The organism is Pseudomonas sp. RC10-4-2 (assembly GCF_050433085.1).
In the GTDB taxonomy this organism is placed as follows: domain Bacteria; phylum Pseudomonadota; class Gammaproteobacteria; order Pseudomonadales; family Pseudomonadaceae; genus Pseudomonas; species Pseudomonas aeruginosa.
In genome coordinates this window covers 196,600-209,806 of record NZ_JBNPXX010000001.1, presented here as the reverse complement: position 1 = coordinate 209,806, position 13,207 = coordinate 196,600, and the positions used below count along the sequence as shown (strand labels likewise).

The following is a 13,207-nucleotide window of genomic DNA, read 5'->3' as shown; positions in this document are numbered from 1 at the left end:
GCCTCCCGGCCGAAGGCTGGGCCGGCGCGCGTCGCCCCTCCTTCGGCCGATTCAAACGTTCGCTTGGATTGCGCTTTCCAGGGAGATTGGGCAGCATCGAAGCGTTGCTGGCATGCAGCCTGCATCGTCCCGGCAGCCCCTTCCCGCAATGCGAGGCCCGTCATGCGAATCGTGCAAGCCACCCTCGAACACCTCGACCTGCTGGCGCCGCTGTTCGTCAAGTACCGCGAATTCTACGGCATGCTCTCCTACCCCGAGTCCTCGCGGAAATTCCTCGAGAAACGCCTGCGCCGCAAGGAGTCGGTGATCTACCTGGCGCTGGCCGACGAAGAAGACCGGCTGCTCGGTTTCTGCCAGCTCTATCCGAGCTTCTCCTCGCTGTCGCTCAAGCGCGTCTGGATCCTCAACGACATCTACGTCGCCGAGGAGGCGCGCCGGCAACTGGTCGCCGACCACCTGCTGCAACACGCCAAGCAGATGGCCCGGGAAACCCATGCGGTGCGCATGCGTGTCTCCACCAGCGTCGACAACGAGGTAGCGCAGAAAGTCTACGAGTCGATCGGCTTCCGCGAAGACCAGGAGTTCAAGAACTACACCCTGCCGATCAGCGACGAACTAAGCTGAAGACAAAGGCACGGCACCTCCCAACCGATCGCTCAGAGCAGAGGCATCCATGGGTTCGCGCACCTGGCACTGGCCCGGCGTCCTGCTCGGCCTGCTCCTCGCCACGGCCGGCGCGCAGGCCGACACCCTGCGCGTGGCGACCCTCGACTGGGCGCCCTACGTCGGCCCCGACCTGCCGGGCAAGGGCCTCGCCAGCCGCATCCTCGACGAAGCCCTGGCCCTCGACGGGCACCGCGCCGAACTGGTGTTCCTGCCCTGGCAACGTGCCCTGAAAGAAGCCGCCGAGGGGCGCTTCGACGCTCTCATGCCGGCCTACCTGTCGCCCGAGCGGCGCGAACTGTTCCACGCCACCATCCCCCTGCTCGACTCGCAACTGGGCTTCTTCCGCCAGCGCGAGCGCCTGCTGCCGGTCAATCCCGCGCATCTGGAAAGCCTGCGTCCGTACCGCATCGGCGTGGTCCGCGGCTACGTCAACCGGGAGGATTTCGACGCCGACCGCAGCCTGACCAAGGACGCGGTGACCAACGACTGGCAGAACCTCGAGAAGCTCCTGCGCGGGCGTATCGACCTGGCCGTGGTCGATCGCTACACCGGCTACCACCTGCTGGCGCGCAACGTGCCGGCGCTGAAGGATCGCCTGGTGTTCATCGAACCGCCGCTGGAGGTCAAGCCGCTCTATGTACTGGTGCCGAAAAGACACGCCCGCGGCGCCGCCCTTGCCGCCAGCCTCGACCGCAACCTGCGCCTGATGCGTCGCAGCGGCCGGCTGGAACAACTGATCGCCGAAGCACACCTCGAACGCAGCGGGCAGACCCGCACGCTGGCCGTCGATCCGTTAACCGGCCAGGCCGACCAGCAGCGCAGCCCCGGCCAGGAGCAGGACCAGGGCCAGCACGCCCCGTTGCAACCGGCGTGGCGCGAAGACCCGCTGGGGATGCGCTAGCGGCTTCTGCAAGGCCAGCCAGAATTCCGACAACGCTTCGAAGCGCCCCTCCGGACGCGGCGCCAGGGCCCGCGCCAATACCCCATCCCAGCCGACCGGCAGGTCCGCCTGACGCTCGCCCAGGGGCTCGTAGCGGCATCCGCCGTCGCTCTCCGGGCAGGCGATCGACGGCCAGCGACCACAGAGCAGCCAATAGAACAGCGCCGCCAGGGCGAACTGGTCGGCCCGGCCATCGAGCGCCTCGCCGCGACGCAACTCCGGCGCCAGCGGCACGCTGTCCGCAGGCAGCGCCTGGCGCGCCACCCCCGGCAGGATCGCCGCCGCCTCGGGGAGGAACAGCAGGCGCCCGCCCTCGTCCAGCAGGATCTGCCGCGGCGCCAGCCACAAGCCCTGTACGCCGCGCCGCTGCAAGGCGCGAACCGCATCGATAAGTTGCTCCAGGAGGACCAGCGCGCATTGCGGTTCCAGCGGCAGGTGCGCTGGCGCCCAATCCAGCAGGCTGCGCATCGGCCAGCGCGGCGGAGCGAACAACTGGAAGGCATGACGACGCAACCGGGGCGACGACAATACTCGCGGCAGGCTCTCCGCACGGCAGCGCCGCAATGCCCATTCGCGCTGCCAGAACGCTTCGTCGGCATCGACCGCCGCGAGCAGCAGCAACGCCTCGCGTCCTTGCTCGTCGCAGGCGCGGAATAGCCGCCCGGGCGGGCCGAACGCGCAAGCTGCCTGCAAGGTCCAGCCATCCACTCAGTCGCCGGGGCACGCCGCGCCCAGCGCTGGCCAGCCGGTATGCCGTGGCGCCGCCGGGGCGCGCTCGAGCGCCCCCGGCAAGACCAGCGCCACCGCCCCCGGCGCATGCAGCAACGGCTGCAGCACGCCCTCCAGGCGCCCCGTGGCCAGCCCCGCACAACGCTCTCCGAGGGCGCGCAGGTCGGCCACTTCGAGCAGCGGCTGGGGCGCCAGCAACAAGGGCTCGCCGGCCACCTGGGTCAGGTTGTGCTGGACCAGCGCCAGCTCCGCGCTGCTACCCAGCGGCTGGCCGCTCCCTCCCAGGCGCTGCGGGCTGCCCTGGCGATAACGCAGCAGGCCGACGGCGCCGCACTGGAGAAAGTGCACGCCTCCGGCATGGACCAGCAGCAACCCCGCCGCCAGCTCGAGCACGCCCGGCTCGCCTTCGCGGCGCCGGCGATAGAGCTGCATGTTCAGCGAAGCCAGGACCTGCCGCGCCGCCTGCGCTTCCGGCCAACCCTCGGGGGTACAGGCGTAGTCGGCGAACAGGGCGTCGAGATGGCCTTCGATGGCCTGCACCACGTTGGCGCAACCGCGTCCCCAGAGCAGCGCCAGGAGAAACGCCGGAGCCCGTCCGGGGCGAGGCGCGAGCCATTCGGCGCGAACCCGCGCGGCCTGCCCCGGGAGGTCGCGCCCGGCGCCCAGGGCGAGACTGAGCGGTGGCTGGGCAAAAGGCTGGAGTGTCATCGCACGCCCTTCCCTGCTAGAAATTTCTCCTGTTCTTGCAGACTTTATGCCGACCAATTTCGGAAAAATTACCGAAACATCCTGCAATCAGTGGTTTTGCCGGGATCGCGACAAACAGCCCCCCACCCATCCGGACGCCCCCCTATAATGGCGGCCCTCTGCCGCTCAACGCGTTGTCTCCGCAGGTTGCTCAATGGACTTCAACCCAATCGATCTGATTCTCCACCTGGATACCTACCTGGCCATGCTGGTCAGCAACTATGGCGTCTGGATCTACGCCATCCTGTTCCTGGTGATCTTCTGTGAAACCGGCCTGGTGGTGACTCCGTTCCTCCCCGGCGACTCGCTGCTGTTCATCGCCGGCGCCATCTGCGCCACCGGCGGCATGGACCCATGGCTGCTCGGCGGGCTGCTGATGGTCGCGGCGATCACCGGCGACAGCACCAACTACGTGATCGGCCGGACCCTCGGCAAGCGGCTGTTCAGCAACCCCGACTCGAAGGTATTCCGCCGCGACTACCTCGACCGCACCCATGAGTTCTACGAACGCCACGGCGGCAAGACCGTGACCCTGGCGCGCTTCCTGCCCATCGTGCGGACCTTCGCGCCCTTCGTCGCCGGCATGGCGAAGATGCACTACCCGCGCTTCGTCATGTTCAGCGTGGTGGGCACCGTGGCCTGGGTCGGCGGCCTGGTGACCCTGGGCTACTTCTTCGGCAACGTGCCGTTCATCAAGAAGAACCTGTCGCTGCTGGTGATCGGCATCATCCTGCTGTCGCTGCTGCCGATGATCCTCGGCTTCATTCGCCATCGCCTGCAGGCGAGCGCCGCCAAACAGGCCAAGGCCCAGAGCGACTGAGCATGTGGTCGTTCCGCGCCTGGCGGCGCCGGCGCCTGCTGGCACGCCACCCGGTGGCCGAAGAGCTCTGGCAGCGGGTACGCCGGCACCTGCCGATCCTCGACGGCCTGGACGCCGACGAGGACCGCCGCCTGCGCGAGCGGGCCGTGCTGTTTCTCGCCGACAAGCACCTGACCGCACTCGCCGGCGTCGATCTCGACGACTTCGGCCGCCTGCTGCTGGCGGCGCAGGCGCAACTGCCGCTGTTGCACCTGCCGGAGCTGAACTGGTACCAGGGCTTCCACGAACTGGTGCTGTATCCCGACGATTTCGTCAGCCCGCAGAAATACCGCGACGCCAGCGGCGTAGTCCATGAGTTCGACGACGAACGCAGCGGCGAGACGTCCCTGCAAGGGCCGGTGGTCCTGGCCTGGCCCGGCGTCGTCGGCGGGGGTGGCTGGGATGCCTACAACCTGGTGATCCACGAACTGGCGCACAAGCTGGACATGCTCAACGGCGACGCCAACGGCCTGCCGCCGCTGCACGCCGGCATGCGCATCGGCGACTGGGCGAGCGCCATGCAGGCCGCCTACGACGAGATGAACGCCCTGCTCGACCGCGATCCCGACGCGCAGACCGCCATCGATCCCTATGCGGCGGAAGATCCGGCGGAGTTCTTCGCCGTTACCAGCGAGTATTTCTTCACCGCTCCGGATCTCCTCCACGAGGCCTATCCGGCGGTATACCGGCAGCTCCAGTTGTTCTACCGCCAGGACCCACTGCAACGCCTGCGCCGCCTGCAGGCCGAGCATCCGGACTACCGCGAGGCGGCGGGCGACACGACTAACGGCTGAATGCCGGTACATGGCATCGACAACCGAATATGCCTATAATCGCGGCCTCTTTTTTGGCCAGAAACCTCTGGAGTCACCCATGAGCTACAGCAAGATCCCGGCCGGCAAGGACCTGCCGAACGACATCTACGTCGCTATCGAGATTCCGGCCAACCATGCGCCGATCAAGTACGAGATCGACAAGGACACCGACTGCCTGTTCGTCGACCGTTTCATGGCCACCCCGATGTTCTACCCGGCCAACTACGGCTTCATCCCGAACACCCTGGCCGACGACGGCGACCCGCTGGACGTGCTGGTGGTGACCCCCTATCCGGTCGCTCCCGGTTCGGTGATCCGCGCGCGCCCGGTTGGCGTCCTGCACATGACCGACGAGGCAGGCGGCGACGCCAAGCTGATCGCCGTGCCGCACGACAAGCTGAGCGTCCTGTACAAGGACGTGAAGGAATACACCGACCTGCCGGCCCTGCTGCTGGAGCAGATCAAGCACTTCTTCGAGAACTACAAGGATCTCGAGAAAGGCAAGTGGGTCAAGGTCGAAGGCTGGGGCAACGCCGACGCCGCCCGCGCCGAGATCACCAAGGCCGTGGCCGCGTTCCAGAAGTAAGCGCGCCTCGCCGAAAAGAAGCCCCGCAGCCGCGGGGCTTTTTCATTCTCCCTCGCCGACCGCCAAGGTCGGTCTCGCCACCCCGCTCCGCTCAGTCGACCGTCGCCACGCTCTCCAACCGATATCCGTAGCCGTAGATGGTCAGCAACTGCCAACCGCGCTCGGCGGTCAGGCCAAGCTTGGTGCGCAGGCGATAGATGTGGGTATCCAGCGGCCGCGAGGACAACACTTCCTCGTGGGGCCAGAAGCGCTCGTAGAGATATTCCCGCGATAACGGCCGTCCCAGGTTGGCGAACAGGCAGCGGGCCAGGCGGTATTCGCGCTCGGTCAGGCTGATCGGCGCGCCGGCCCGGGTCACGGTCAGCTCGGCATCGTCGAAGCTGAGGTCGTTGAAAGTCTGCACCTCATGCTGCGCGGGACGCGTTCCCCCGTGGCGACGCAGCACGGCGGCTACCCGCGCCTTCAGTTCGTTGGGCCGGAACGGCTTGCTGACATAGTCGTCGGCGCCGCTGTTCAACGCCTGCACGATGTCCTGTTCGGCGTCACGGCTGGTCAGCATGATCGCCGGCGGAGGCGCATCCAGATGCTCGCGGCTCCAGCGCAGCAATTGCAGGCCGCTGAGGTCCGGCAACTGCCAGTCGAGGATCAGCAGGTCGAAGGTTTCCCGCTTGAGCTGCTTGAGTAGGTCCTCGCCACGGGCGAAACGGTGCACCGTCCAGGCCTGTTCGCCCTGCGCGGGTATCTGCTGCAGGGTCTGCTCGACCCGGTCCAGTTCGGCCGACTCGTCGTCCAGTATCGCGACACGCATAAAAGCTGGTCCTGTTCAATCGGGCTAACGCCCCTTTTTCGCTCCAGGAACGGCGAATTACGTACAAATCTGAAGAATTGTGACGAATCTCTCTGGTCGCGACCAGCCCTTGATAGCCTGATTCCAAATAGCCATTAAGCGGGACGAAGAGCCCGCGAGCCAGCGCCAGCCTGACCTATCAAGGAGTCGTAGCCATGGGTTTCCGGCCAGTTAGCCAACGTTTGCGTGACATCAACCTGCAGGCCCTCGGCAAGTTTTCCTGCCTTGCCCTGGTCCTCGGCCTGGAATCGGTAAGCCATCCGGCCGGCCCGGTCCAGGCCCCCTCGTTCAGCCAGGGCACCGCCAGCCCGTCCTTCGCTACTCCGCTCGGCCTCGACGGCCCGGCCCGCGCCAGGGCCGAGATGTGGAACGTCGACCTGTCCGGCGCCGTCAGCGTGCGTGACGAGTTGCGCTGGGTGTTTTGAACGCGACGAATCTGAAATAGCGCGGAAGAATCTGAAGAAATATGGCAAATCTCACAGCAGACAAATCGCGCTTGGTAGATTTCCAACCGCTGAGTAGGCCAAGGAGCAAATGGATTGCTCCGACACAGGGATGTGTAAACCCGCTCCGGCGGGCCGTGGAACGAGACCACTCGAACCACAGTCAGGGGTCGGTAACGGACGATCGCCCCAGGCAACCGAGCCAATCCCCCCAGGGCTGGCTTCGACACACGGATGTGTCATCTCCCCTTCCTTGTTCGAATCATCCCCTCCCGCTATCCGGACGCCTCGATCCGCGTCCCATCCTGGATCTGAAAAGGACCTCATCATGAAGCAATACGGAGCAGAGTTCTTCGGCACCTTCTGGCTGGTATTGGGCGGCTGCGGCAGCGCAGTACTCGCTGCCGGCGTACCGGAACTGGGAATCGGCTACCTCGGCGTGGCCCTGGCGTTCGGCCTCAGCGTGCTGACCATGGCCTATGCCATCGGCCCGATCTCCGGCGCCCACCTGAACCCCGCGGTATCGGTAGGCCTGTGGGTCGGCGGGCGCTTCCCGGCCAGCCAACTGCTGCCCTATGTCGTCGCCCAGGTCCTCGGTGGCCTCGCCGCCGGCGGCGTGCTGTACCTGATCGCCAGCGGCAAGGCCGGCTTCGACCTGGCCGCCGGCTTCGCCTCCAATGGCTACGGCGAACACTCGCCGGGCGGCTACTCGTTGCAAGCCGCGCTGGTTAGCGAAGTGGTACTTACCGGCATGTTCCTGCTGATCATCCTCGGCGCCACCTCCAAGCGCGCGCCGCAGGGCTTCGCGCCGATCGCCATCGGCCTGACCCTGACCCTGATCCACCTGATCAGCATCCCGGTCACCAACACCTCGGTGAACCCGGCGCGCAGCACCGCGGTCGCCCTGTACGTCGGCGACTGGGCGGTTTCCCAGCTGTGGCTGTTCTGGGTCGCGCCGATTCTCGGTGCGGTACTCGGCGCCCTGGCCTATCGCCTGATCGGCGACAAGAACGACTGAACCGAAGCGCCTGGCCCAACCGCCAGGCGCTGCGGCCGAGGAAACGACAAGGGAGCGTGCGGGCTCCCGATGTCGTTGCAAGGATTGCGAAACCGGCGCCCGATCAGGCAGATTGCAGCCTGACCGGACCGCCAGCGATACCTGACCCGCCGCCCAGTGAAGCCTATGACAGCCCTCGCCCTTACTTCCCGATCCCTCTTTCCGGCTTGCGCCGCCCTGGCGCTGGGCGGACTGTTGACGCTGCTCGCCGGCTCCGTCGCGGCCGCGCCGGCCAAGACGAAACGGCCGCCGTTCATCGAGCAGGGCGAAACGTGCCTGCCCCAGCCGCTCCCCGCCAGCGTGCTCTATCTCGCCGGCGACGCCTGGAAGCTCGACGCCAAGGGCAACCAGACGCCCCTGGAAGAAGGCATGGACATCGACGAACTGGAAGGCGTCAAGACCTCTCCGACCGCCTTCGTCAGCCTGCTGCTCGGCGACGGCAGCCGCATCGTCCTGCCCTCCAGTTCGGAAGTCACCCTGCACCTCGACGAGGACACCGGCATTCCGCAGATCGCCCTGCGCGCGGGGCAGGTCGAGTCCTATGTCCTGAAGAGAAAGAGCGATCACGACCGCTTCCAGGTGCTGACCCCGGTCGGCGTACTGGGCGTGCGCGGTACCCACTTCCGCGCCCGCACCGAAGACGGCCAGGCGCTGACCGAAGTGCTCGACGGGCGCGTCGCGGTGAACCGCGAGCTGACCAGCGACGACCTGCCGCTCAACGGCAGGCGCCCGGCCCGCAAGGCGGCGCAGGCCGAGCCGGACGAGGACGTGCTGGTCGACGCCCGCCGCGGCCTGAAGGTCAAGCCGCAGGGCAAGCTGACGCCGGTGGACCTGCTACCCGCCCCGCAATTGCGCGGCCAGGGCGGCGAGCACGGCGAGTCTCCGGTTTGGAAGCTCTATCTTGCCCCGCTGCACGGCGCCAAGCGCTACCGTGCCCAGGTAGCCAGCGATCCGGACTTCCTGCGCATCCAGCAGGAGCGTTTCTCGAGCACCCCGGAAGTCAGTTTCAGCGGACTCAAGGCGGCCTTCTACCACGTCCGTCTCTCGGCCTTCGACAACGACGGCCTGGAGGGCGAGACCAGCGTATACGACATTCTCTACTACCCGCGAGGCGGCAGTGCCCGATAGGGCGCCGGGGCCTCGCCGATGAAGGCGCTCGACCGCCAGGACGAGCCCAGCCAGGCGCAGCGGCTGTTCCGCGGCCTGGTGCGCGAATGGCTGCTGGTCAGCCTGCTGCTCCTTCCGCTCACCGCCCTGCTTTCGCTGAGCAGCGGCCTGCCGCTGAACAACCTGCTCTACGACCGCCTGCGCAACCTCGCCCCGCTGGCCGTCGATCCGCGCATCCTCGTCGTCGCCATCGACGACCGTAGCCTGGAAAGCCTCGGTCGCTGGCCCTGGCCGCGCAGCGTCCACGCCGAGCTGCTGGATCGCCTGGCCGCCGCCGGCGCACGCAGCGTACTGCTCGACGTGATCTTCAGCGAACCCTCCTCCAATCCGGACAGCGACCGCCAGTTGGCAAGATCGCTGTGCCGGGCCGGCAACGTCCTCCTGCCACTGCTGCGCGAAAGCGTGCCGCGCTACGGCGAACCGCCACGGGAGATACCGCCGACCGCGCCGCTGGCCGGCTGCGCCGCCGGCATCGGGCATATCAACGTCGAAGCGGACAGCGACGGCACGGTGCGCAGCGTCTACCTGCGCGAAGGACCGCTCGGCCAGCCGCGCCCGCTGCTCGCCTGGCAAGCATTCGCCGATGCCGGCGCCATGCCCATGCCCGGCCTCGACGACATGCGCAACCTGCCCGGCTGGCAGCGTGACCACGCCATCCGCATTCCCTTCATCGGTGCCGACGCGGGCTTCCCCAGCGTGCCCTACGTCAGCGTGTTGCGCGGCGAGGTGCCAGACAGCCTGCTGCGCGACCGCCTGGTCCTGGTCGGCGCCACCGCGCCGGGCCTCGGCGACCGCTATGTCACCCCGCTGTCGGCCAGCCTCGGCACCACGCCGGGGGTGGAGATCCAGGCCAACATCCTCAACGGGCTGTTGCAGCAGCGCACCGCCGTCGACCTGCAACCCTGGCTCGCCGCCCTGCTCTCCGCCGCCAGCGTAGCGCTGCTGCTCGGCCTGATGCTGTTCCGCTCGCGCCACGCCTTGCTCCTCACCCTGGCCTGCGCGGTCCTGGCCCTGGGTCTTTCCTGGGCGCTGCTGCTCAACGGCTGGTGGTGGTCGCCGCTGGCCAGCCTGGTCGGCCTGCTGCTGGCCTACCTGATCTGGAGCTGGCGCCGGCTGAACGCGGTGCTCGCCTACTTTGGCTGGGAACTGGCGCGTCTCGACCGCGAGCCCAAGGTGCTGCCCGAGCGGGCCAGCCCCCCGCGCGCCGGCAACGATCCATTGCAGAACCGCATCGCCGCCCTGGAGCAGGCGGTCAGCCGCACCCGCGACAGCCGGCGGTTCATGGCCGACGGCCTGGAAGGCCTGCCGGTGGCGACCCTGATCTGCGACCCGCAGGGGCAGATCCTGCTGGCCAACCGCAAGGCACGCGACCTGTTCGGCGGCGAGCTGCGCGGCGCCGAACTGCGCCAGTGCCTGGCCGAACTCGGCCATCCGAGCCTCGCCGGCGGCGCCCGCCCAACGCTGGAAACCCTGGAAGCCATCGAGTTCCGCGACCACCGGGAACGCGACCTGCGCCTCGACCTGGCGCGCCTGCTGCCGGTCGAAAGCGAAACCGCCATCGGCTGGCTGGTGAGCCTGATCGACCTGAGCGCCGAACGCGATGCCGAGCGCCAGCGAGCCACCCTCCTGCGCTTCCTCTCCCATGACCTGCGCGCGCCGCACTCGGCGATCCTCGCCCTGCTCGACGTCCGCCCCGCCGAGGACGAAGCCGGCCAGCAGGTCTACCGACAGATAGAGCAGCAGGTCCGTCGCGCCCTGGGCCTGACCGACGCCTTCGTGCAACTGGCCAAGGCCGAATCCGACGCCTACCGCTTCGAAGCGTGCATGTTCACCATGTTGGCGATGGACGCCGCCGACCAGCTCTGGCCCCTCGCGCAACAGAAAGACATCGACCTGCGGCGCGACTGGGACGACGAGCAGGAACCGATGGTCTGGGCCGACCCCGGCCTGCTCACGCGCGCGCTGTTCAACCTGCTGGAGAATGCGGTCAAGTACAGCCCGGCGGGGACCGTCGTCAGCCTGAGCATCCGCCTCGAAGGCGACTGGCTGAGCTGCCGGATCGTCGATCAGGGCAAAGGTATCGCGGCCGCCGAACTACCGCGCCTGTTCAGCCAGTACCAGCGCTTCGCTTCCGCCGAGGGCAGCGCCGGCCTGGGCCTGGGGCTGGCCATGGTCAAGACGGTGATCGACCGGCACGGCGGCAGGATCGGTTGCCAGAGCCAGGTTGGCCAGGGCACCACTTTCGAGATTCGCCTTCCGCTGCTGAAAGGCGAGGAATAACCGCTACTGGCGGAAGTCGGGTCTTCCTCCAACTTGCATTGGTCTCGAAGTTCGGAAGATCCAGGCGGCCGGGCTATTCCGCTTCCCGTCTATCGAAACGGCAACTGCCTTCCCTCGTGAAACTCCGCAGGGGGAATCGACGCGTCCCCAACATAGGCACCAGCGAGCGCGACATGGCCGCGTTCCCACAGCGGAACCAAGGCGCTGCGCCAGCTACAGGGCTGCCCTGGAAGTCTCGATAACTTCCATCTTTTAACGAGAGTTCGTAGGAAGTTTCCCAACAATATAAGTAACTAATCTTAAAAAGAGCCCACTGGAAAAACCAGCCAATAACTCCCGGTAATCTACCGCGCTCATGCGATCCCCTACGCATATCAGCAAACGGCTCAACTTCCAGTGAAACCATGATCGACATAGACAGACTGAGCAAACGCTTTTCCGGCCGGACGGTGGTAAACGACTTGAGCTTCCGCATCGACCGGGGAGAGATCGTCGGTCTCCTCGGCCCCAACGGAGCGGGCAAGTCGACCACCCTGAAGATGCTTTCCGGCTTCCTCGCGCCGAGCGCCGGCAGCGTACGCATCTTCGGCTTCGACATGCAGGACAAGGCGCGCCAGGCACAGAAGCTGATCGGCTACCTGCCGGAGAACGCTCCCAGCTACGGAGAAATGACGGTCGAGGGCTTTCTCGCCTTCGTCGCGTCCATCCGCGACTACAGCGGACGGGAAAAACGTCGGCGCATCGACAGCGCCATGGACTGCATGGAGCTGCGGGATGAGCGCAGGAGCATCATCGAAACCCTGTCCAAGGGCTTCAAGCGCCGCGTCGCGCTGGCCCAGGCGATCCTCCACGATCCCGAGCTGCTCCTGCTCGACGAGCCCACCGACGGCCTCGACCCGAATCAGAAGCACCAGGTCCGGCAACTGGTGAAGAACCTCTCGGAAAGCAAGATCGTGGTGATTTCCACGCACATCCTCGAGGAAGTCTCGTTCATGTGCAGCCGCGCCCTGGTGATCAACGGCGGCCGCCTGCTGGCCGACAACACCCCGGGCGAACTCAGGACCCGCAGCCGCTACCACCATGCCGTCAGCCTCAGCATCGAAGCACCGGTAGACCCGCTGGCCATCGCCATGCTCCCCGGCGTCGCCGGTATCGAAGGACGCCCCGACCGGGCCGGCACCCTGACCATTCTGGCCCGCCCCGGCGTGCAGATCCTTCCCGCGCTCAACCGCCTGATCCACGGCAGCGGCTGGCGGGTATCCGGGGTGCGTACCGAACACGGCCAACTGGAAGAAGTGTTCCGCCAACTGACCCGAGAAACCCCCGCATGACCGCCATCGGCACCATTTTCAGACGCGAGCTGGGCAGCTACTTCGCCACGCCGCTCGCCTATGTGTTCACCCTGGTATTCCTCGTCCTCTCCGGCGTGGCCACCTTCTACCTGGGCGATTTCTTCGAGCGCGGCCAGGCCGACCTGGCGCCGTTCTTTTCCAGCCTGCCCTGGCTCTACCTCCTGCTGATCCCCGCGCTGGCCATGCGCCTGTGGGCCGAGGAGCGCAAGTCCGGCTCCATCGAGATGCTGATGACCCTGCCCGTCTCCCGCGCCACCCTGGTCACCGGCAAGTTCCTCGCGGCCTGGTTCTGCGCCGGGCTGGCGTTGCTGCTGACCTTCCCGATGCCGCTGACGGTGAACTACCTCGGCTCGCCCGACAACGGCGCGATCATCGCCGGCTACCTGGCCGGCTGGCTGCTGTCCGGCGGCTACCTGGCCATCGGATCCTGCATGTCGGCGCTGGCGAAGAACCAGATCATCGCCTTTGCCCTGACCGTTCTCGTCTGCCTGCTATTCGTCGGCGCCGGCACTCCCCACGTACAACAGGCGCTCTCCGGCTGGCTTCCGCAATGGCTGCTGGACGGCATTGCCTCGCTGAGCGTGCTGGTCCGTTTCGAGGCGCTCGGCCGGGGCGTGCTCGACGTCCGCGACCTGGCCTACTTCTGCAGCCTGATCGTCGCCTGGCTGGTCGCCACCACCATCGTCATCGACCTGAAAAAGGCAGCGTAGGAAACATCC

Annotated in this window: 12 protein-coding genes and 1 pseudogene; 11 read left to right on the top strand and 2 right to left on the bottom strand. The window is 67.0% G+C overall.

Features of this window, described 5'->3' with window-relative positions; genetic code table 11:
* The first annotated feature begins 162 nt into the window (after positions 1-162).
* Positions 163-624: a GNAT family N-acetyltransferase gene (locus tag FHW81_RS00960; protein WP_003093235.1), complete on the top strand. Its 462-nt coding sequence runs from the start codon at positions 163-165 to the stop codon at positions 622-624.
* Positions 625-673: 49 nt separating this feature from the next.
* Positions 674-1,567: a substrate-binding periplasmic protein gene (locus FHW81_RS00955; protein WP_003102782.1), complete on the top strand. Its 894-nt coding sequence runs from the start codon at positions 674-676 to the stop codon at positions 1,565-1,567.
* Here FHW81_RS00955 and FHW81_RS00950 read toward each other — a convergent pair.
* Positions 1,460-3,043 (bottom strand): annotated as a pseudogene (locus FHW81_RS00950) (protein kinase). The gene FHW81_RS00955 and the pseudogene FHW81_RS00950 sit on opposite strands and share 108 nt — an antisense overlap.
* Positions 3,044-3,236: 193 nt before the next feature.
* Between FHW81_RS00950 and FHW81_RS00945 the strand changes: the two are divergent.
* From FHW81_RS00945 to ppa, 3 genes are all read left to right on the top strand, one after another.
* Positions 3,237-3,902 (top strand): DedA family protein, encoded by a 666-nt coding sequence (locus FHW81_RS00945; protein WP_003093241.1) that lies wholly within the window; start codon positions 3,237-3,239, stop codon positions 3,900-3,902.
* A 2-nt stretch (positions 3,903-3,904) separates the two neighbouring features.
* Positions 3,905-4,735 carry a zinc-dependent peptidase gene (locus tag FHW81_RS00940; protein WP_004365822.1) on the top strand — a complete coding sequence of 277 codons (831 nt, stop codon included), beginning with the start codon at positions 3,905-3,907 and terminating at the stop codon, positions 4,733-4,735.
* Between the two features lie 79 nt (positions 4,736-4,814).
* Positions 4,815-5,342: an inorganic diphosphatase gene (ppa, locus tag FHW81_RS00935; protein ID WP_003093248.1), complete on the top strand. Its 528-nt coding sequence runs from the start codon at positions 4,815-4,817 to the stop codon at positions 5,340-5,342.
* Between the two features lie 91 nt (positions 5,343-5,433).
* On the opposite strand, the gene FHW81_RS00930 is transcribed toward ppa, so the two are convergent.
* Positions 5,434-6,150: a response regulator transcription factor gene (locus tag FHW81_RS00930; protein ID WP_174215780.1), complete on the bottom strand. Its 717-nt coding sequence runs from the start codon at positions 6,148-6,150 to the stop codon at positions 5,434-5,436.
* 194 nt (positions 6,151-6,344) lie between these two features.
* Between FHW81_RS00930 and mucE the strand changes: the two genes are divergently transcribed.
* The 6 genes from mucE (at position 6,345) to FHW81_RS00900 (ending at position 13,198) form a co-directional block, all read left to right on the top strand.
* Positions 6,345-6,614 carry a mucoid induction factor MucE gene (gene mucE, locus FHW81_RS00925; protein ID WP_016253007.1) on the top strand — a complete coding sequence of 90 codons (270 nt, stop codon included), beginning with the start codon at positions 6,345-6,347 and terminating at the stop codon, positions 6,612-6,614.
* 346 nt (positions 6,615-6,960) lie between these two features.
* Positions 6,961-7,650 carry an aquaporin Z gene (aqpZ, locus tag FHW81_RS00920; protein WP_003102790.1) on the top strand — a complete coding sequence of 230 codons (690 nt, stop codon included), beginning with the start codon at positions 6,961-6,963 and terminating at the stop codon, positions 7,648-7,650.
* 165 nt (positions 7,651-7,815) lie between these two features.
* Positions 7,816-8,817 (top strand): FecR family protein, encoded by a 1,002-nt coding sequence (locus FHW81_RS00915; RefSeq protein ID WP_003110517.1) that lies wholly within the window; start codon positions 7,816-7,818, stop codon positions 8,815-8,817.
* An 18-nt stretch (positions 8,818-8,835) separates the two neighbouring features.
* The gene (locus tag FHW81_RS00910) at positions 8,836-11,136 is read left to right on the top strand and encodes a CHASE2 domain-containing protein (protein ID WP_016253006.1); all 2,301 of its coding nucleotides are present in this window, start codon (positions 8,836-8,838) and stop codon (positions 11,134-11,136) included.
* Positions 11,137-11,540: 404 nt separating this feature from the next.
* Positions 11,541-12,467, top strand: a complete 927-nt coding sequence (locus tag FHW81_RS00905) for an ABC transporter ATP-binding protein (RefSeq protein ID WP_003119130.1) — start codon at positions 11,541-11,543, stop codon at positions 12,465-12,467.
* Positions 12,464-13,198, top strand: coding sequence for an ABC transporter permease (locus tag FHW81_RS00900; protein WP_003102804.1), 735 nt, complete (start codon positions 12,464-12,466; stop codon positions 13,196-13,198). Before FHW81_RS00905 ends, FHW81_RS00900 begins: the two co-directional genes overlap by 4 nt.
* Positions 13,199-13,207: the final 9 nt, after the last annotated feature.